This window comes from Marinoscillum sp. (genome assembly GCF_040222955.1).
GTDB lineage: Bacteria > Bacteroidota > Bacteroidia > Cytophagales > Cyclobacteriaceae > Marinoscillum.
Genome location: NZ_JAVKCA010000007.1, coordinates 847,120 through 866,580 on the forward strand (window position 1 = coordinate 847,120; position 19,461 = coordinate 866,580).

The 19,461-nt window shown below is 45.4% G+C and carries 18 protein-coding genes; 10 read left to right on the forward strand and 8 right to left on the reverse strand.

From position 1 onward, the window contains the following. The first annotated feature begins 1 nt into the window (after window position 1). Complete coding sequence (locus tag RIH33_RS05620; protein ID WP_406650731.1) at window positions 2-520, forward strand: 4'-phosphopantetheinyl transferase superfamily protein; 519 nt, start codon at window positions 2-4, stop codon at window positions 518-520. Here the strand turns inward: RIH33_RS05620 and RIH33_RS05625 are convergent. Together RIH33_RS05625 and RIH33_RS05630 are read right to left on the reverse strand one after the other, a co-directional pair. Beyond that, on the reverse strand, window positions 514-951 hold the full coding sequence (locus RIH33_RS05625; RefSeq protein WP_406650730.1) for a DUF2214 family protein: 438 nt from the start codon (window positions 949-951) through the stop codon (window positions 514-516). The genes RIH33_RS05620 and RIH33_RS05625 overlap by 7 nt on opposite strands. Next, on the reverse strand, window positions 951-1,535 hold the full coding sequence (locus tag RIH33_RS05630) for an SAM-dependent methyltransferase (RefSeq protein ID WP_406650729.1): 585 nt from the start codon (window positions 1,533-1,535) through the stop codon (window positions 951-953). Before RIH33_RS05630 ends, RIH33_RS05625 begins: the two co-directional genes overlap by 1 nt. A 104-nt stretch (window positions 1,536-1,639) precedes the next feature. Here RIH33_RS05630 and RIH33_RS05635 point away from each other — a divergent pair, with 104 nt between their 5' ends. The 5 genes from RIH33_RS05635 to RIH33_RS05655 all read left to right on the forward strand — a co-directional run bounded on the left by RIH33_RS05635 (window position 1,640) and on the right by RIH33_RS05655 (window position 6,190). Beyond that, entirely contained in the window at window positions 1,640-2,257 is a 618-nt protein-coding gene (locus RIH33_RS05635; protein ID WP_406650728.1) for a hypothetical protein, read from the forward strand. Between the two features lie 21 nt (window positions 2,258-2,278). Beyond that, complete coding sequence (locus tag RIH33_RS05640; protein WP_406650727.1) at window positions 2,279-3,622, forward strand: glutamine synthetase family protein; 1,344 nt, start codon at window positions 2,279-2,281, stop codon at window positions 3,620-3,622. A 3-nt stretch (window positions 3,623-3,625) separates the two neighbouring features. After that, entirely contained in the window at window positions 3,626-4,672 is a 1,047-nt protein-coding gene (locus RIH33_RS05645; RefSeq protein ID WP_406650726.1) for a hypothetical protein, read from the forward strand. 3 nt (window positions 4,673-4,675) lie between these two features. Next, on the forward strand, window positions 4,676-5,527 hold the full coding sequence (locus RIH33_RS05650) for an HAD-IIA family hydrolase (RefSeq protein WP_406650725.1): 852 nt from the start codon (window positions 4,676-4,678) through the stop codon (window positions 5,525-5,527). 87 nt (window positions 5,528-5,614) lie between these two features. Continuing rightward, complete coding sequence (locus RIH33_RS05655) at window positions 5,615-6,190, forward strand: diheme cytochrome c-553 (RefSeq protein ID WP_406650724.1); 576 nt, start codon at window positions 5,615-5,617, stop codon at window positions 6,188-6,190. 55 nt (window positions 6,191-6,245) lie between these two features. Here the strand turns inward: RIH33_RS05655 and tpx are convergent, their stop codons facing one another. Further along, complete coding sequence (tpx, locus tag RIH33_RS05660) at window positions 6,246-6,743, reverse strand: thiol peroxidase (RefSeq protein ID WP_406650723.1); 498 nt, start codon at window positions 6,741-6,743, stop codon at window positions 6,246-6,248. A 153-nt stretch (window positions 6,744-6,896) separates the two neighbouring features. On the opposite strand from tpx, the gene dinB reads away from it, so the two are divergent. Beyond that, window positions 6,897-7,982 (forward strand): DNA polymerase IV, encoded by a 1,086-nt coding sequence (dinB, locus tag RIH33_RS05665; protein ID WP_406650722.1) that lies wholly within the window; start codon window positions 6,897-6,899, stop codon window positions 7,980-7,982. On the opposite strand, the gene RIH33_RS05670 is transcribed toward dinB, so the two are convergent. After that, complete coding sequence (locus RIH33_RS05670; RefSeq protein WP_406650721.1) at window positions 7,961-8,695, reverse strand: AAA family ATPase; 735 nt, start codon at window positions 8,693-8,695, stop codon at window positions 7,961-7,963. The two genes, dinB and RIH33_RS05670, sit on opposite strands and share 22 nt — an antisense overlap. 138 nt (window positions 8,696-8,833) lie before the next feature. Here RIH33_RS05670 and RIH33_RS05675 point away from each other — a divergent pair, with 138 nt between their 5' ends. The 3 genes from RIH33_RS05675 to RIH33_RS05685 all read left to right on the forward strand — a co-directional run bounded on the left by RIH33_RS05675 (window position 8,834) and on the right by RIH33_RS05685 (window position 11,074). Next, window positions 8,834-9,424: a TetR/AcrR family transcriptional regulator gene (locus RIH33_RS05675; RefSeq protein ID WP_406650720.1), complete on the forward strand. Its 591-nt coding sequence runs from the start codon at window positions 8,834-8,836 to the stop codon at window positions 9,422-9,424. 34 nt (window positions 9,425-9,458) lie between these two features. Then, the gene (locus RIH33_RS05680; RefSeq protein WP_406650719.1) at window positions 9,459-10,397 is read left to right on the forward strand and encodes an alpha/beta fold hydrolase; all 939 of its coding nucleotides are present in this window, start codon (window positions 9,459-9,461) and stop codon (window positions 10,395-10,397) included. Window positions 10,398-10,633: 236 nt separating this feature from the next. After that, window positions 10,634-11,074, forward strand: a complete 441-nt coding sequence (locus RIH33_RS05685) for a hypothetical protein (RefSeq protein WP_406650718.1) — start codon at window positions 10,634-10,636, stop codon at window positions 11,072-11,074. A gap of 304 nt (window positions 11,075-11,378) precedes the next feature. Here RIH33_RS05685 and RIH33_RS05690 read toward each other — a convergent pair whose 3' ends face one another. From RIH33_RS05690 to RIH33_RS05705, 4 genes are all read right to left on the reverse strand, one after another. Then, window positions 11,379-13,046, reverse strand: a complete 1,668-nt coding sequence (locus RIH33_RS05690) for a PorP/SprF family type IX secretion system membrane protein (protein WP_406650717.1) — start codon at window positions 13,044-13,046, stop codon at window positions 11,379-11,381. A 15-nt stretch (window positions 13,047-13,061) separates the two neighbouring features. Then, window positions 13,062-17,729, reverse strand: coding sequence for a Calx-beta domain-containing protein (locus tag RIH33_RS05695; RefSeq protein ID WP_406658699.1), 4,668 nt, complete (start codon window positions 17,727-17,729; stop codon window positions 13,062-13,064). Between the two features lie 25 nt (window positions 17,730-17,754). After that, a complete protein-coding gene (locus RIH33_RS05700; RefSeq protein WP_406650715.1) occupies window positions 17,755-18,390 on the reverse strand; it encodes a phage tail protein in 636 nt (211 codons plus the stop codon). A 461-nt stretch (window positions 18,391-18,851) separates the two neighbouring features. Further along, window positions 18,852-19,346: a hypothetical protein gene (locus tag RIH33_RS05705; RefSeq protein WP_406650714.1), complete on the reverse strand. Its 495-nt coding sequence runs from the start codon at window positions 19,344-19,346 to the stop codon at window positions 18,852-18,854. Window positions 19,347-19,461: the final 115 nt, after the last annotated feature.

The window sequence follows — 19,461 nt, forward strand, 5'->3', positions numbered from 1 at the left end:
CATGGTAGGGATAGATCTGGTAGACCTCTCAGACCCACAGCTCAAACCACGAGACCATCGGGCTCTGCGCCTCATCTCCCACCCAGCCGATCACTTCCCTGATCACCCACTCCGCTTCTGGCACCTTTGGACTGCCAAAGAAGCTGTATTCAAAGCTTATAGAGAAATCATTCCCTTTGATCCAAAGAAGATAGCCATCACAATATCACAGGAAGGCAATCATCTCACTTTTCAATCCAACAACCTGCGGGGAAGTATTTTTCAGGAGCAGTCAGTCATTTACGCCGTGGCATACAGCGAAGTTCGCCCCTGTCATTATCAAATCTTGAAAAGGAAAACTTCCTCTCCATCTGCTGAGGTACGAACAATGCTCATCCAATACATCAAACTGAATTATAACGAGGAAACAATCATCAGTGCAGACGAAAAAGGTCTCCCCGTTCTTAGCCATCAGCGGTTACCCATCAGCTTTACTCACCATCATGATTACCTGGGTTTTATGCTACCAACACCTCAGTAAACCCCAATTCCATTCGCCATTAGCACAGCCATAGCAGGAATCACCACCAGCAGAGCTACCTCCACCCGAACCATCAGGCGAATGGGGCCGGGAATAGTCACTTCTTCGTCCGGATTCCCTTTCCTCACCTTCAGAAAAAACACCGTGGGCCAAATAGACAATAAACCCACAGTGGTAAATAAACCTACCTTGGTGAGAAAAATCCAATTCTGTGTGTAGAATTCAGCAGGCTTGCCCACTCCAAACCACAACAGCAGTCCGGCACCCACAGCCACCAAAGCCCCTATGCCATAAACACCATCTATCTTGGAAAGAAAAAACAATTCTGCTCTTGTCATCCTGGGTTTCACCAAAATAGCCTCTGCAAACAGGCTGCCTACTACGGCGAAAATTCCCAGAAAATGAACGTATTTAATCAGTACATACTCCATTACTTTTTTGTCAGTTTAATAAAAACCTCACGCCCCGCCCGGGGCTTGATAGAATTGTAGGCAGTTTCCATTACATTGATTTCAAACCGCTCAGAAAAAAGTTCAACATATTCAGTCACCGATCCACCGAAGGGCGGCTCCGCTTCACCCATCGGATGATTCCAAAGAACACCAACCAGTTTTCCTCTCTGCTTCAATAAATCACTGGTCTTGGCAACATATGCAGCCCTGAGCGACGGATCGATCGCACAAAAAAAAGTCTGCTCAATGATGAGATCATACTGGCCCAAATGTGCCCAGAAATCTCCCTGATGAATATGACTCTCGGGAAAATCAGGATGTCTCAGTTGAAATTGATGGAGTGCAGACTGGGAGATGTCCAACACATGCACATTGCTAAACCCCTCCTTATGCATGTAAGCCGCTTCGTGGGCATTTCCAGCACCTGGGATTAACACACTCACAGACTTATTGGTCAGCTGATCAAAGTAATCCCGAAGCGGAGTGGTAATGGTGCCTGCATCCCAGCCTGTATGACCATTCTGATAGCGGGCTTCCCAGTATTGCTGATTAAGTTGTTGCATTATTTTCAGTAATTAAGAGTCTAAAACGATTTCATCCCTTGTAAGTTTGAACTATGTTACAATCTGTTACAGAGTTTGTGACATTACATCAAAATAATAACAATTTGAAAGCAGTAGGATACATCCTTTTTGTGGTCGTTACATTTGGCATTCTGTTTGGCGTGGGTTCGCTGATGGAACACACTCAACCGGCAGGGCTGACGGATCAAGCCCTTCAGCCCGACATTCTGCTTTCCAATTCACGGACATATTTTGAAGAAGACGCTCACGGCAGAAGTGTTCAGCATCTGTACAATGCCATAGAGGCCATCAAAAAGATAGAGCAGGACCTGGAGCCAGAAAGCAAGGAGAAAGTAGATCGAGCCGTGGTTCAGTTAGAGCAGATTTTGGAGGAGATGAGCGGGGAAGTTTTTGATGTTAAAAAACTGAACGAAGCCTCTGTTAAAGCCTTGAATGCCCTCACTTATGCAGAATTGAAAATCTCGGAGCACTTTGTGGAATCCCATGAGTTGGGCAAAGCCAGGCTGGCCCTCAAGTACGGAATGCTCCATGTAAAGCATGCTCTGGTATTTTCTGAGGGAGCCAAAAAAGAATACGAAATCAGCATCTACAACGAGATGGACTCCCTCATCGAAAGCGACGAATTGAGTGATAAAGAAATTATTCAGAAGCTGGAACGCATGATTGAAGATTTGGATAACTTAGGCTTAAAGCTTGACTGACTCACCTGTTAACGCATTCCTATGAACCAAAAGGAAATACTCGAACGCATTCATCAAAGTGAAGACAATAGGGTTAAAGTTGCCATTACGGACATAGATGGAGTACTCAGAGGAAAAATCATCAGAAAAGAGAAACTTCTAAGCACCCTGGAGCAAGGCACCGGGTTCTGTGATGTGGTTTTTGGCTGGGATATGGTGGATGCGGCCTACGACAATGCCACAGTCACAGGGTGGCATACAGGCTATCCGGACGCTACCTTTCACCTTGATTTGGCCACTTATAGAAACATCCCCTGGGATGAACATATCCCCTTTTTTCTTGGCGATTTCAGTACCGCCAATCATCCGGCCTGCCCCAGGTCTCTGCTCAAAAGAGCTATTCAAAAAGCCGAAAAAGCGGGTTACGACACGGGATTTTCTCAGGAGTTTGAATGGTTCAACTTTCAGGAAACCTCAGAGACCCTGGCTGCCAAAAAGGGTCAATCACCTACCCCCCTCACTACGGGCATGTTTGGCTACTCTATCCTGAGAGCTTCTCAGCAAAGCCCTTATTTCAATGACCTGTTTACTTTACTGGATGAGTTTAAAGTGCCTTTGGAAGGCCTCCATACCGAAACCGGACCCGGAGTATATGAAGCAGCCATTGAGTATTCAGGGGCACTGGAAGCCGCAGACCGGGCGGTGCTTTTCAAGTCGGGGGTTAAAGAAATTGCGCACCGACATGACATAACGGCCAGCTTCATGGCCAAATGGAACCATGACCTGCCGGGCTGCAGCGGACACATCCACCAAAGCCTCTGGAAAAACGGTAAGAACATTTTTTATGACCCAAAAGGAGTGCATCAGCTTTCCCCACTTATGGAGAGCTACATGGCAGGTCAGCTCATGGCCCTGCCTCACATTCTACCCATGTACGCCCCTACTATAAATAGCTATAAGCGACTGGTGGAAGGAGCCTGGGCACCAACCACCCTCACCTGGGGACTGGACAATCGGACCACTGCCCTCCGGGTGATCAACCCCTCTGAAAAAGCCACCAGGGTGGAACTGAGAGTACCAGGAGCAGATGCCAACCCCTACCTGGCCATGGCAGCCGCACTGGCATCAGGACTCTATGGCATTGAAAACAACCTCAAACTCACCACCCGGCCTACAGAGGGAAATGGCTATCAGGACCTGTCCAATGGGCGACTTCCAGCTGACCTGAAAGAAGCTACCCTCTCCATGAAATCCTCCGACCTGGCAAAAGAGCTATTCGGAGAATCGTTTGTTGATCACTTCACTAAAACCCGGGAGTGGGAATGCCGTCAGTTTGCCGCAAAGGTGACCGACTGGGAATTAAAAAGATACTTCGAAATTATCTAACACATGTATCAAAACATTGACTTTATCAAAATCATCGAGGATGCCTGGTATGAATATGACAGCTCCCGAAAAATAAAAACCATAGAAGACATCAGCGCGAAGGTGTCCACTAACCATGTCTACAGAGTGCGGTTCGAAGATGAAGACATCATCATTGCAAAACTCTCTTATTTTGGACGATTTGATCATTTTGTGGAAGATCACACCATCATCAACGCACTGGCCAACAACCTTCATGCGCCCTTCGAAAACTTCCTGGCCAAGTCGCTCACCAAGTATGGACAGCTCTATGTCTACCGGCACAAGGATAGTTTGCTGGATGCCTGGGTGGTCTTTTATAACCCCATCCAAATCGATCAGAAACCGGAAAGAAAGCAATCAGACAGTCAGATCATTACCCTGGGAGAAGAGCTCGCCAAGTTTCACAAGGCGTGCAATAAGGTGAAAAACACCTTACCTCCTACCTTCAAGCAAACGGAAAACGATATAGACCACCTGCTGGAAATACTGGAAACGGATCATGGCAAGTTTGAACATCGCGGGCACGTAGACTCCATCAAGAAACAGTGCGCGCTGTTTCTGGAAAACTGTGACAAAATAGGCGTGTCGGAAATGCCCTCCATTCCGGTTTTTGTAGACTGGAACATTGGTAATTTCTCCATCAATAAAGATTACCGGTTCTTTAGCCGCTGGGATTATGACTGGTTTCGGATGAGCACCCGGGTCATGGATTTTTACTTTTTCAGCAGAGTTTGTTCCACCATTGGTGACCGTACCATTTTCAGCTACCTGGTAGACCCATTAATGGAAGATCGATTCATTACATTCCTGAAGGCCTACCACAAGGTATATCCGCTCACCGCCCAGGAAATAAAAATCCTTAAAGAAACGTACCGCTTTTTCATCCTCAACTATGTCATCAAAGATGGTCGGTACTTCTTTCATGAACTCTATGCCAGTCGCCTTCAGTTTGAAGCCCACGAAACCTACTTTCCTACACTGGATAAGTCATTCAATGAAGAAAAACTACTCAAAGCTCTAGACCTGTAAACGATGGACATCACACCTTTCAAATCAATAGCCGGTAATTACAAAACCATCTTTTTCGATGCTTTCGGGGTACTAAAAAATCATCGCGGGCTCATACCGGGTATTGAAAATACCTTTCGTTTTCTGGAGGAAAATGGAATAGACTATTTCATCATCACCAATGATGCTTCCAGGGGCCCACGCGAACTGGCACAGGACTATCAGGAGCGAGGCCTCACCTCCATCACCCAAAATAAAATAGTCTCCTCTGGCATGCTGGCCCGTGAGTACCTGCAGTACAAGGTGAAGTCGGGAACGGTAGCTTATCTGGGCACTCCCAGGTCGGCACATTACATAGAGACTCTCGGACTACATACCATATCCATTGCGGATCTCAACCTGGAAAATGCCGAAGACATCAGTGCGCTGGTCTTTTTGGATGACGAGGGCTTCGACTGGGCGCATGACATCAATAAGACCATCAATCTTTTACGCATGGTAAATATCCCCACCATTGTATGTAACACAGATAAGTCCTATCCCGTTTCCAGATCAGAAGTGGCCATTGCCATCGGTGGACTGGCCAATATGGTGGAAGACATTGTGGGCAAACGCTTCATCCGGTTTGGGAAACCTGATGCCCAAATGTTCATTTTTGCCTACGAACACTCCATTGCAGAAGGTGGCATAGCTGATAAAGATAAAATTCTGATGGTAGGTGACACCTTATCCACAGACATCATCGGAGGTAATAAATTTGGGCTGGATACGGTGCTGGTGCTGACCGGAAACACCCTGGCCAAACATGCTGAAATGCGAATCAATTCCAGAGGAATCATTCCTACCTACGTATGTGAATCTGCGGTAATCGAATAAGCGACAACAACGCATTTTCATCATTTGTCTTACAACCCTTTTCATCTGAAATGGGTCAATGTTTTTTTCAATAATAACATTTGACAAATGAAGAAGACCATTTTTTTAGTAGCACTCATCACGGTGATCGGGTGCTCTACCCCGCAAGAAACTCCGCCAGTACCTACAGAACCCACCACGGCAGAATTGCTGGAACACGGTAAGCTGTTAGTTACTGTAGGTGGATGTAGAGACTGCCATACCCCAAAGATCTTTGACGAAAAGGGTATGATGCACTTTGATGAATCCAGGGCATTATCAGGCCATCCTGAGGGCTCTCCCCTCCCGGAAATAGACAAACGAGCGTTAAGCCCCGGGTATTGGGTACTTTTCAGTGATGACTTCACTGCAGGAGCTGGCCCATGGGGTATCACATTTGCCAGAAACCTCACGCCTCACGAAACCGGTATCAAAGGCTGGACAAAAGAAGTATTTATCAAAGCCATTAGAACTGGTCAACACATGGGAATAGAAAAGGGACGCCCTATTATGCCCCCCATGCCATGGGAAAACCTGAAGGACCTGCCCGATCATGACCTTATTGCCATTTTCACCTACCTGCAGTCACTCAAACCTATCAACAATTACGTTCCTGAGCCTATTCCTGCCAGCGAACTACTGTGAAATAAAATGGGAGGGCATCAATGATGCCCTCCCATTTTTCAATTTGTGAAATTTCTTACAGCGCTTTCAAAGCAGACTCATAATCCGGCTCGTCTACGATCTCACCTACCAACTGCGTATAGGCCACATTACCTTCCTCATCCACCACCACTACGGAGCGTGCCACCAGACCTTTCAGCGGACCATCTACCATGCCTACGCCATAAGCCTTCTCAAAGCTATCATCTCTGAACGTGGAGAGACTCACTACATTTTTAATCCCTTCAGCTCCGCAAAACCTGCTATGAGCAAATGGCAAATCTTTGGAGATACAAAGTACCACGGTATTTTCCAGATCAGATGCTCTTTGGTTAAACTGACGAACCGACGTGGCACACGTACCCGTATCGATGCTCGGGAATATATTCAGAACTACCTTCGTTCCTTTAAAATCTGAAAGTGAAACTTCAGATAAGTCAGATTTAACCAATGTGAAGTTGGGAGCCTTTGCTCCTTTAGTAGGAAGCGCTCCTATTGTATTGACCGGATTACCCTTTAATGTTACTTGAGACATGATTTCTTGATTGTTTTAGCTAAGATAACCATTGGCCCAAAAGACTGTTTTCGATCCTTCATTTTTTTACACAAAAAAAATACCCTACCTAAATGGATGAAAAACGCATCACAATAATCAATATCACGTAAAGCCTATCACACCCTAATTGCCTTGGAAAATCACCCGATCAGGAAAATCATACACATTGACATGGACGCCTTCTTTGCTTCCGTGGAGCAGCATGATCATCCTGAGCTGAAAGGCAAACCCATCGCTGTGGGGGGCAACAAAGAACGTGGCGTGGTGGCGGCGGCCAGTTATGAAGCCAGAAAGTATGGGGTCAAATCCGCCATGCCATCAGCCATTGCCGCCCGTCAATGTCCACACCTCATTTTCGTAAAACCAAGGTTCGAAAGGTATCAGGAGATTTCTCTTCAGATCCGAAATGTCTTTCAGGAATACACAGATCTCATTGAACCACTCAGTCTGGACGAAGCTTACCTGGATGTGACTGAAAACAAACCCGGGCTCACTTCTGCCACCATTATAGCCAGGGAGATCAAGGCCAAAATAAAAGAACGAACAGGCCTCACAGCCTCTGCAGGCATTTCTTATTGCAAGTTTTTGGCCAAAACGGCCTCAGACGTCAATAAGCCGAATGGACTATTTGTCATCCTGCCAGAGGATGCAGAGGAGTACCTGAAAAAAATGCCCATTCATCGATTTTTTGGAATAGGGAAGGCCACGGCAGAAAAAATGAAAACCGCCGGAATATTCACTGGCGGTGACCTTCGTAAAAAGACCCTTTCTGACCTGACCCTTCGTTACGGAAAAGCAGGAGCCTATTATTATGATATCTGCCGTGGCATAGATCTGCGTCCTGTTAAACCAGACAGGGAGCGAAAATCAGTGAGTGCAGAGCACACCTTTGACCACAACCTGATGCGGATTCCAGAGGTAAAAGCCGAACTGGATCACATAGCCGCTGTGACTTTTGAGCGGTATTCCAAGCATGGCACCCATGGGCGCACAGTCACAATCAAGGTAAAATACGGTGACTTTAAACAAATCACGCGAAGTATTTCGTTTGAAGAAAACGTGACCCATTTGGATCAACTCATACAAGCAGTGCATCAGCTGACTGATCAAACCCTGATCAGAGAAGAAGGCATACGACTACTGGGTGTGGGTATCAGCAATTTTCAGAAAAAAGATGCAGAGGACTCCACTCCCATTCAGCTCACCCTGGACTTCTGACTCTTCCTTTCCAAAGGCTGGGTTGGGATCATGCCTCTGTGCTTCATCACTTGCAGGATAACATCAAGCGTTTCTTTATCAGACATTTTCTCTACGTTGATGGTAAGGTCGAACATATGTTCATCAAAGGAGCGTCCCGTCAAATGTTCCATCCACCGTACCCTGTTATCATCCATGTGCTGCACAAGGTCATAAGCCGCGTCATCACCTATGCCCAGCTTGCCAGCTATCACCCGGGCTCTCCATTTGAGCGGCGCTTCCAGTCGAATACGGAGCACGTGATCCATTCCTTCTGTGACCATGCTGCCACCCCGGCCTACGAGGATCACATTTCCCTTTTTGGCATAGCTCACAATTACCTCATTCACCTTCGACAAAATCTCGCGATCCGACACTTCGTAGTGATGGGTAAACCCCGCAAGTAGACCGTTGATGCCCTCCGTAGAGTGCGCCAGTATTCGTTGGTCGATATCATGCGGATTGATCCCCAGCTCGAAAGCACACTCGTCTATGACCTCCTTACTAATGTACTTCCAGGGGTGCTTCTTCAGGGTTCCGGGTCCCAACTCATTGATCCGGTGAATCAATAGCATGACCAGGCGGTTGGCTTCACATCCATAGGCACGGGACACAGTCACTACAGGCCCATCCCTCAGCAGAGATCGGTGCATCTCATCTCGCTCTTCCAGGTATTTGCGCAAATCAATTTTCATGGCATCGGGGTTTATAACCAAAATGAATCAGCACACAATGTAGTTCCCTGATCAGCGAAAAAGTATGATCCACGTCATATCCACTGAAGATTTTCAAACAGATTTTGAATTTAATATACCGATCGGTATATTTACATCATGAGAAACCCGGAAACAACCAAAAATCTGATTGTCACCAAGGCAATATCCATCTTCAACCAGAAAGGATACCGGGCGACTTCACTCTCAGACATTACCAAGGCTACTGGAATGACCAAAGGTGCCATCTATGGAAATTTCGAGAACAAAGATGCCGTGGCCGTTGCTTCTTTTGAATATGCGGTAAGCCGGGTGTTGGATGATTTAAGGACGCACATCAAGGCTGCATCTACGGCACCCGATAAACTCAAAGCTATTTTGACTTACTATTCAAAATACATCGAAAATCCACCTATTGCTGGTGGATGCCCGGTTATTAACACCTCAGTGGAAGCTGATGATGACCACCCGATGTTGAGGACAAGAGCTGTTGGCACCATTGCCATGATCAAAGGCTCCCTTGAGCAGATCATTACGCGGGGCCTGCAGGAAGGTCAGATCCGTGAGGGGGTGGATGCTCACCTCTATGCGAGTATGTTTTACTCCACCATTTCCGGAGCCATTCTCATCTCCAGAGTAGAAGGCAATAAACAGTCCTTCGAGCTGATCCGTCAGGGACTGGAAATGCAAATCAACGCCATTAGTCAATAATCTTTTATATCCAAATACCTATCGGTATATTAAAATGAAAACACAAACCACATTTATAGATGCAGGTATCCAGGACACCAGCAGACCGGCCGAGCGACCCCCAAAGACCAACTGGAAAATGGAGGTGGTTAAGAAAGGCCTCTTCACATTGCAATATGTAGCCCCGGAGAAAACATCAGAAATTATCTGGCATTACTTTACCAAACCAGGCAAAGTAAAGTTCACCAGTGCTCAACAGGAACTGGTGCAAAATACGACCACTAAAACGATGAACTATGGGAAACATAAAGTGGTCACCTACCAATGGGGCGACACGGGACCCAGAGTACTTCTGTGTCATGGATGGCGATCCAAGGCGGCAGATTTCAGGCGAATGATTGAGTCGTTGGTAGCAGCAGGATATGTGGTAGAAGGCATCGACATGAAGGCCCATGGCCAATCGGAAGGCACACACACTGCCTTGCCTGAATTTCGGGATATTCTCAAAGACCACTATGTAGCCAATGGGCCCTATGAAGCACTCATCGGTCATTCGTTAGGTGGCCTTGCAGCAGGTATCCTGTCCTCAGAGCTGTCCCCTGCCCTTCAGCCCAAACAACTCTTTCTCATTTCATCACCACCCTTTGTGAGGTACTTCTTCCATGACACCATCAGAGAGCTTGGCTACAGGGATACCGTGTATGAGGAAATGTGTAAGCTGGTGGAAAAAAACTACGCGCAGCCTGTAGAGTACTTTGATCTGCGTAACAAAGCTGAGAAATTGCAAAACATGAATGTCCACCTCATTTATGATGAGCAGGACCACATTGTTCCTTATCAGAGAGGTGAAGAACTCAAAGAAGCTTTTCCAAGGGCTCATTTTGTGCAAACAAAAGGATTAGGACATTACAAGATTATCGCCTTCTCGGAAGTGATCAACTATATATCAAGCCAACTGGACACAGATCAGGCACAAAAAAAAGCGAGCCTTTAAATAAAGAGCTCGCTATTCAGGCGATGAAGGGGAGCACTTCTGCCGTTTGGCAGAAATCATAATAGAAAGTAAGTCATTCTTCTATAGAAATAAAAATTTCATTAGACCAAATCACTCTTCTGGTAGACGAAGAAGGTCACGGCATGTACCAAAAGTTTTAATCAGAATGTTGAGGCACTCTTCAAAGTCAACTTATCTTTGGAGATCAACTACTTTCAACCCTTAATATCTCTCTCATGAACACCTATACAGCTTTTCTTCACATTCACTCTACCCTCAGATGGGTCGCGCTGGCATTGGCCATTTTTGTAACCGTCAAATCTTTGATGGGACTCAGTGGAAAAAGTGTGTTTGGAAAGAAAGACAACATTTTTGCAGCCTCTTTTGTGGGAACCATGCACCTTCAACTGCTCTTAGGTCTGATTCTTTATTTTTTCCTGAGCCCCATTACAGAAAGTGCCTTAAGCGACTTTGGCGGAGCCATGAAAAATCCGGAGTTGAGGTTTTGGGCCGTAGAGCACACGACAATGATGGTACTCGCTGTGGTGGCGGCCCAGATCGGTAGAAGTAAATCAAAAAAAGTTGCCGATTCCGCTAAAAAATTCAAGCTACAGGCCATTTTCTTTGGGGCTGCACTGCTGCTGATGCTGGCAGGTATACCCTGGAATAGAATTTAGAGAGCCTCAGGAGAACCACAAGGGCCGGGCGTATAAACGGCTATTTGTACTTGATTAAAATGAGTATGAATTTTATGACATTGCACTACTCAAGTCTTTCAACTTAATAGTGCAATGTCTCTCTAATTATTATGAATCCAATCATCCCAATCCAAAACAACCTTATCCCAATTTTAAACTGAATAATCAATTTGCTCGTCCTTAATTAAACTGAATTAATTATGTTCAAGGCCCAAGCAAGAATTAAAAAGCAAGTTCCGTTCCATTGGAACCTCTTCTCTATTCACAGTTTCCTATGTCCAAGTTAACGGTTATACACAATATCAAACTCTACCCTACGGTTTTTTGCTCTTCCCTTCGCTGTGGCATTATCAGCTATTGGATTTGCTTCCCCATAACCCCTCGCTTCTATTCGACTGGCTTCAACACCCTTGTCCATCAAGTATTTTCTCACACTCATCGCCCTTTGGCTAGACAACCTCAGGTTGGCCTCATCATCGCCTGAACTATCTGTGTAACCAGAAATTTTCAGTTTGTAAGATGTATTATCCTGCATAAGTTTTGCTACCTTATCCAATACGCGATAGGATCCCTCCGTAAGCACATCCTTACCTGATTGAAATTGAACACCCTCTAAGGCCTCCGTCATTACTGCCTTGGCTTCTTCCGATATTACAGGACAACCGCCATTACCCGAATCTCCTTTTTCTTCTGGGCATTTGTCGTCCACATCCCTTACTCCATCTCCATCACTATCCGGACAACCACCCAGATCCTTAGGTCCTTCAATGTTCGGGCACTCATCTTTGATATCTATCACGCCATCATTATCTGTATCAGGACATCCGCCATTGGCTCGAGTCCCTGATGAGTAGGGGCAAGCATCCTCACTATCCCTTACACCGTCTTTATCAGAATCAGGGCACCCATCCAACTTCATGACACCGGCCACATTAATGCACTCATCTTCACTATCTGGGACGCCATCATTGTCAGTATCTGGGATAGGACAACCTCCGCTTGATTCCGGTCCAAACTTAGCTGGGCATTCGTCTTTCCTATCGGGAATACCATCGTTGTCCTGATCCCTGTTTTTCCAGGGAAGCGTGTAGGACAGCAACACTTCGTGAGAGGAATTGCCCAATTGGCTGGTTTCCTTATCCACCAAATAGTCATAAGCATAACCCACTTTCAATTCCTCCATGGGTTTAAATTGAAGAATCATATCTATAGATTCGGAAGATCGATAAGATATCCCTGCAGCCACAACACCCTTGTACCAGGAAGTGACATTAAAATCCCCAGATAGCGGCGACCCACTTACAACCTTCAAAAGCACATTGGGCTCAAGCGTGAAATTTTCGTTGAGTTGATACCTATAGCCACTCATGAAGTAGAAGTGACGTTTCTGTCCGTAGTAAGTTTCTCCATCATTTTCGAAAGTACTGTTGACCATTGAGGGAAATGAACCGCCTACATACCACTTTTCATGCTCATAATGAAAGCCTGTTCCAAAATTGGCTTTGGTGCTCCTGAAGCCAGTTGCAAAAGCATTATCTGGTGTTAGTGTATAAGCTTCGTTGTAATTGACAGCAAACATATTGAGGTTAGCAGAAAGCCCCATCCCCAAACGACCGCCACCTACCAGAATTTGATATGAATAGTTTAGCTGAACGGAAGTCAGGTTTGTGACAGCTACTTCATCCCTATTTATCATCAATCCTAAACCAATATTTTTGGATGGCATCCTGGAATCAAAGCTGATAGCCTGGGTATTGGGTGCGCCCTCAAAACCTACCCACTGCCACCGACCTAGCAAGGTGGCATTGACTCCCTCACGGATTCCGGCAAAAGCTGGGTTGAAAAACATTTTAGCATCTGCAAACTGCGTGTATTGAGGTTGCTGTTGCGCAACAGTACTGAAGCCAACCAAAATCAGGATTATAAAAATATTAATGTTTCGTTTCATCATTTAATGCTTTTCTGCCTATCGCTTTATAATCAAGTACCCTTTTCTTTTTGCTCCATTTCCAAAATCTATCACATAGAAGTAGGTTCCATCAGGAAGGTTGGCATTTCCAACAATCCCTTTATTAGAGTCTCCCTTAAATGACTTGGAATCATTATCATAGCCCCCTACTTCATACACCAGGGTGCCCCATCGGTTGTAGATATAAACTGTATTGTCCGGATAACCTTCAATACCAGGCACCACCCAACTATCATTCACCCCATCCCCTCCCGGGCTAATCCCCTGGGGAATTTTTGTTTTCGCCACAAGCGATTCCACATCCAGATAGTCTGGTATACCGTCATTGTCACTATCGTCATTTCGTGGGTCTCCATCCTGATTGACATCCTCCGAGCGGGTAGTGAGTCCATCTCCATCATCATCATCATCAAGATAGTTTGCCAGTCCATCTCCATCTGAGTCGTCGTTATTGATATTGCCGTCTTCGTTGATGTCTTCCAATGCATCCAGCAGGCCATCTCCATCTGAGTCTGTTTCCTGATCTATTTCTACATTGATGGTAATAACAGCAGGGTCGGACACATTTGCACCGTCTCCTACTGTCACTAACAACGGCACCATTGAATCCACAAGTAAAGTTTGGTTCACCAGAGAGAGGGCTCCAGTGTTTCGATTCAAAGTAAATACCCCGTTGTTATTATCACTTAATATCACCCAATTTTGGAATATGGTGCCCACATCCGCATCGGAAGCCGTCAAGGTACCTATAACAGTGTTGTTGTCCTGGTTTTGATCAATATTGAAGGTAGCAATAGAAACAACAGGCTTATTGTCATTCTGGTCTGTAACGCTAATGGCAATATCCTGGCTCACTGAATATAGCCCGTCGCTGGCATTTACTGAAACCTGATAGACGTTATCCGCCCCCGCATCGTTTGGGCTTTCAAAATCAGGGGCCACCACGAATGTCAATACACCTGTGGATGAAACAATGCTAAACCTCGTCTGATCATCTCCACCAGAGATACTATAAACGACACTTGTGCCAGCATCAGCATCAGTGGCAACAATTGTCAGCACAGAAGTGCTGTTTTCAAGCACACTCGCTGTTGCTGCTGAAGTGATAATCGGAATGTTATCATTAAGGTCGTTGACATTGATAGTTATCGTCTCCGAACTGGAGGTGTTGGTACCATCACTAACCGTCAATGTCAGCTCATAATTTATAGTGATTTCATAGTCAAGATTAGTGTTGTTTGCTACAGTGATAGCTCCTGTATTTGAATTGATCACAAAAATCCCATCCCCATTTCCATCTGTAATCGCCCAATTACTGAAAGTTGTGCCAGCATCCGCATCAGTAGCAGCTACTATTCCCACGTGGGTTCCATTAGCCGTATTTTCATCTACATCGAAGCTTTGTGAAGCAGAAATGACGGGGAGGTTGTCATCATTGATAATGGCTATCACCGCCTGATCCGTAATAATCACATCGCTTGTTGAAACTGTTGCGACTAAATTGGATAATGTGACTGTTAATGATTCATTAGATTCAACCTTATTATCAGAAGTTAAGCTCACATTAAAGGTATAAGCCTCACCAGCTGTTCCTGCAAATATCAGGGTATGATCGGCCAATGAAGTATAATCACTATTAGCTACTGTTGCAGTTCCATCAATAGTGTTTACATCTACCGAAAAGCCTCCTTCTACCGGATTGTCCAGGGTAGCAGTTAAAGCAACAGGCCCGTCATCCTCATTGCCCGACACATCATTGATGGTAATCCGTGCCGTATCATCATTGGTGATCGTTACGGTTGCCCCGCCTGTAATGTCTATGTCCCCGGAAGCTACAGTAGATACCACCAGGTTACCCATGCTTACCGTAAGCGTCTCGTTGTTCTCTACTTTGCTGTCTGATCCAAGGGTGATGATCACTTCCTCTGTCTCTCCTGTTGTACCCGAAAAAGTCACGGTCTCTCCTGCCAATGCAGTATAGTCCCCATCAGCAATAGTGGCTGTGCCATCGGAAGTGCTCAGGTCCAGGGTTAAGCCACCATCCACTGTTTTGTCCAATATCAAGGTAATGGTCACTGATCCGTCATCTTCATCAGCTGACACATCGGCAATGGTCACTATGGCCTGGTCGTCATTGGTGATGGTACCCGTTCCTGTCGCATCGGATATTTCTGAGTCGCCTGTGTTGTTGGACAGGGTGATGGTAAAGGTTTCATCGGCCTCTACCGTTTCGTCTCCTGATATCGTCACGGCTATTTCTTTGCTTGATTCGCCTTCTGCAAAGGTCAAGGTACCTGATGCTGCAGTATAATCTGTGCCTGCGACAGCTGTGCCATCAGAGGTGATATAGTCAACCGTCACTCCACCGGCCGGAGCTGCTCCAGAAAGGCTTACCGTAAAGGTCAAGGCTGTGCCTTCTGTTTCTGAAGGGTCATTTATGCTGATCTGAACGGCATCATCGTCTGCGTTGGTTACCGATACGGTTTGGTCTTCCAACGCATCAAAATTGTTGTCGCTGTTGGCATCATCTATCGACAGGGTGATGCTGTAGGTGATGTCTCCATCCAGCAATGCATCATCTACTCCATCTATCGTCACGGTTTGGGGGGTGTTCCAATTGGCATTGGTAAAGGTGAGACTTGCTACATCAACTGTCCCTTCCCCGGTATCACCACTGCTAACCGTAATCACTACATTGCTTGACGGCTGGGCATCCAAAACCACTGTTAAATCATCCGTGGTGCCTGTTTCACTGGTGGCTGTGGTGCCATCGCTTTCTGCAACTGTGAAGCCAGCAAAATCATCATTGACAATTATTTGAAAAGCAGCCCCACTCAAAAAATACCCTGATGGTATCGAGGTGTTGGTTACAAAACCAGTAGCAGTGCGGAACCGCTCATCAATTTCAATTTTATTATCCTGGGTGATGGTGACATCAACATTGTAGCTTTCCCCAGCATTCCCGGCAAAGTCTACCATATGATTCGTAATACCTATATAGTCATTATCCAATGTGCTGGCTATAAAATTCTGAGTGTTAATGGGAACCGAATAACTTCCATCAACGTCATGACTGGCTGTAACACTAAATGTTAGGGTACCATCATCTTCATTAACGGACTCAGCAGAAATAGTAAATGAACAAAAATCATCGTTGACAATGCTGCCTGTACCGGTAGGGTCGGGAATCTCAGAGTCTCCTGTGTTGTTGCTGAGTGTGACAACAAGGGTTTCGCTCGGCTCTACAATGTCATCTCCAGTTACACTAACCGCAATTGTTTTGCTCGACTCCCCTTCTGCGAAGGTCAAGGTGCCTGATGCTGCAGTGTAATCTGTACCTGCGACAGCTGTGACATCAGAGGTGGTATAGTCAACCGTCACTCCACCAGCTGGAGCGGCTCCAGAAAGGCTCACCGTAAAGGTCAAGGCTGTGCCTTCTGTTTCTGACGGGTCATCTATGCTGATCTGAAGATCCGTGGTGAAACTTACTACACTCCCATAACTCGTTCCGGCCGAGTTGGTCGCATAGGCCTTTACGTAGTAGGTCGTGCTACCAGAGAAACTCGCAATAGTTTCACTAAAAACACCTGTTCCTGATCCATTCCCATCCTTAGTGACACCTGCATCACCAATTTCCGGATCAGTATCTGAAGTCGAAATCACTACACCCCGATCGGTAACTTCCGCTCCGCCATCATCAGTGACATTTCCTCCCAGAGTAGCAGATGTAGCGGTAAATGAATTGACCATAGTGGTAGTAACAGTTGGCGGAGTCACCATTGCTACGGTATGTGTACCACCAGAAGTATAAGAAATTACGTAACCATTCGAGCCGTTTCCGTTCCCAGATGCGTCAGTAATATTTGTATTTGATTTTAAGTCCAGACGAATGGCCCCAGTTCCGGATATTGATCCAACAGTGACGTTATAGGTGCTTCCAGAACCAGATACACCCGTTACAGACCCGGAAGCATCACCAGAAACCTGGGTGACCTGAAAGTCATCTGCACTGACTCCACTGACATTTTCATCAAAAACTACAACATAAGTCACAGAAGATGCGCTGGCAGCCGGACTTCCCGAAAGTGTAATGCTGGATACGGATGGAGGAGAAGTATCCCCTGATGAAATATTATTCAATACCACATCGTCGAAACCGAAGATGTAGCCATTTACGGATGTGATTGTAAAATAAGTGATCCCTTGAAGATTTGATTCGTCAGGGTTTCCAGATGCACTGAGTGTAACAGCTGCCAGAGAAGTCCCTGGACTAACTGAAAAACTTGCGGTTCCCTTATCAGTTGTAAAGGTTAGGCTCTCGCCCGCGTCACTCACGTCAGCCACTTTGAGGGAAACTAAATCAAACGTGAGACCTCCTGACAGAGCAAAAGTGGTAGAAGTCTCTGGAGCCATGGAATAATCATTTATGACCGACTCACTCCCACTTACAACCACGAAGTAAGCACTACCGCTTACCAAATTCTGGCTTAAAGAAGTAACATCAAGGGTATAGCCTCCATTGGTGTGGGAAAAAGCTTTGGAACTAAATCCAGAATTCGAAGATTCAAAATCAAAGGTAGTTTGTGAGAACCCTACAAAAGAAACAAGAAAGAAAAGGAGTGAAAAATACACTCCCATTAAATTGTTGATCTTACTTTTTGACATACTTAATATTATAAAACAAGTTTGGTTAATTCCGTGGGGGATACGTTCCATTAATACAGATGATAAAATTGCACGTAACATATGGGCTCATGTTTGAAAACGCCTGTCCAAGCCCCTCATTGGCAACATTTACAGTTCCTTCTGTAATACCGCCTGACAGGGTAACTTGTACAGCATCAGAAGCCATCTCTACCGCTGTTCCTAAAGCAGTTGAATACGGTTTCACGGGAAATGCTCCCGCATTTGGTGCCTGTGCCCAATAAGCACCGGCTGGATCATTTGTAACAATTCCGCCTATACTAGCAATTACTGAAACTGTTGCTGTAAGAGGGCCACTATTCCCATCTTTGGTCGGATAAAAAGTTGCGGCATGGTTGTGAGTTGGGAGTTGGTCCAACTCAAGTTGACTTGTTTCATTTCCACCCATGGCACCCAGTGAATAAGTAGATAAGCCGGGTCCTTGCCCTGCACCGATCGGCATTCTACCCCGAAGGTCTGGTAGCTTAAATGTTGTCCGTCCGTCTCCTCCATAGGTTGTGCCAATAATTGAATACAATGAAGTATAATATGCTATCTCCAAAGTCTGCCCGCTACACCATAGGTAGTCTTGAGGCACAAAATTTCCAACAAACATTTTGATAACGCCTATATGTTCATCCATAGTTTTTTTGCACTTCGATTCTGGGCTGTTATCATCCACGACACATCCCAAAAATCTAAGCCGCCAAATTAAGAGACAAGGAGGTTTGGCCCTAAAAACGGATTACGACAAAAACACGACAAGCATGTCAGAGGCACAAAAAAATAAATCATAAAGGCTAAAGGCAAACAGGGCATATGATCTAGATTTTACCACCCTACCTAAACAAGACTCGGAAGTACTACTGAATGCCCGAAATTGACCTTGAATACCTTAAGCTCTGCACAAATATTCATCTGTTTGATAATGAAAAACTGACTGCCTATCAATCGGAGCTACCATTGCCACTGACGCTCGACAGGCCACGTAACAGAGCAGGCAAAATGGTCAAACCTAAATTCAAGGGAGGTTTGCGACCTGAGCTGATGCTTGAATATGTTCCATAGTAGCCATGCACTCAGCACCTAAATCACCACATAAACCTATTCCCTAAGCCATTTTAACATGTGAGGGAATGCAGGCAAATCAGTAGGGTCGGTTTGATGTTTGCACAACTCCGCCCATTGCAGCAATGGCAAACCTATACATTGGCCGGTGGAGTACATATTGATGTAATAATTGGATGCACCCCTGTACCCATTGTCATGAAAAACAACTTTTGGATCAAGCTGGAGATGTACGAGAGCTGCCCATGACCAGCAGATCACCCCCATTTCCATACTTTCTTGTTTATTTTCACCGGGTTCAATGTTTCCACTTGTTTTCATCCTTTCGTCAGGAGTCAATAAGGCGAGATGACCTGCTTCATGAAGCAAGTCCCCTGGGTAAAGTAGTTTTTCTTTGTCAATTTGAATCTTTCCTCTTTCCACATGTATACCTGGAAGGAATGTGGAACCATCCAATTTTTTAAATTCTAACTCCAACCCTATTTTTTCGAGAAATGCAGTTATTCTTTCTACCTGCTCAGTATCCTTCATAGTTTATTTTGTCCATTATTAAAAACTTCAAAATTTGGCGAAAACATTGATTTGAACAACTTAAAGCCAACCCATAAATATCCCACTGGCAACAAAAAATACATCAACAGCATAG

Bases quoted from the DNA above. Each gene is read 5' to 3' on its own strand.
- RIH33_RS05620 (WP_406650731.1), top strand. From the start codon at position 2: ATGGTAGGGATAGATCTGGTAGACCTCTCAGACCCACAGCTCAAACCA.
- RIH33_RS05625 (WP_406650730.1), bottom strand. From the start codon at position 951: ATGGAGTATGTACTGATTAAATACGTTCATTTTCTGGGAATTTTCGCC.
- RIH33_RS05630 (WP_406650729.1), bottom strand. From the start codon at position 1,535: ATGCAACAACTTAATCAGCAATACTGGGAAGCCCGCTATCAGAATGGT.
- RIH33_RS05640 (WP_406650727.1), top strand. From the start codon at position 2,279: ATGAACCAAAAGGAAATACTCGAACGCATTCATCAAAGTGAAGACAAT.
- RIH33_RS05645 (WP_406650726.1), top strand. From the start codon at position 3,626: ATGTATCAAAACATTGACTTTATCAAAATCATCGAGGATGCCTGGTAT.
- RIH33_RS05650 (WP_406650725.1), top strand. From the start codon at position 4,676: ATGGACATCACACCTTTCAAATCAATAGCCGGTAATTACAAAACCATC.
- RIH33_RS05655 (WP_406650724.1), top strand. From the start codon at position 5,615: ATGAAGAAGACCATTTTTTTAGTAGCACTCATCACGGTGATCGGGTGC.
- tpx (WP_406650723.1), bottom strand. From the start codon at position 6,743: ATGTCTCAAGTAACATTAAAGGGTAATCCGGTCAATACAATAGGAGCG.
- RIH33_RS05670 (WP_406650721.1), bottom strand. From the start codon at position 8,695: ATGAAAATTGATTTGCGCAAATACCTGGAAGAGCGAGATGAGATGCAC.
- RIH33_RS05675 (WP_406650720.1), top strand. From the start codon at position 8,834: ATGAGAAACCCGGAAACAACCAAAAATCTGATTGTCACCAAGGCAATA.
- RIH33_RS05680 (WP_406650719.1), top strand. From the start codon at position 9,459: ATGAAAACACAAACCACATTTATAGATGCAGGTATCCAGGACACCAGC.
- RIH33_RS05685 (WP_406650718.1), top strand. From the start codon at position 10,634: ATGAACACCTATACAGCTTTTCTTCACATTCACTCTACCCTCAGATGG.
- RIH33_RS05690 (WP_406650717.1), bottom strand. From the start codon at position 13,046: ATGATGAAACGAAACATTAATATTTTTATAATCCTGATTTTGGTTGGC.
- RIH33_RS05695 (WP_406658699.1), bottom strand. From the start codon at position 17,729: ATGTCAAAAAGTAAGATCAACAATTTAATGGGAGTGTATTTTTCACTC.
- RIH33_RS05700 (WP_406650715.1), bottom strand. From the start codon at position 18,390: ATGGATGAACATATAGGCGTTATCAAAATGTTTGTTGGAAATTTTGTG.
- RIH33_RS05705 (WP_406650714.1), bottom strand. From the start codon at position 19,346: ATGAAGGATACTGAGCAGGTAGAAAGAATAACTGCATTTCTCGAAAAA.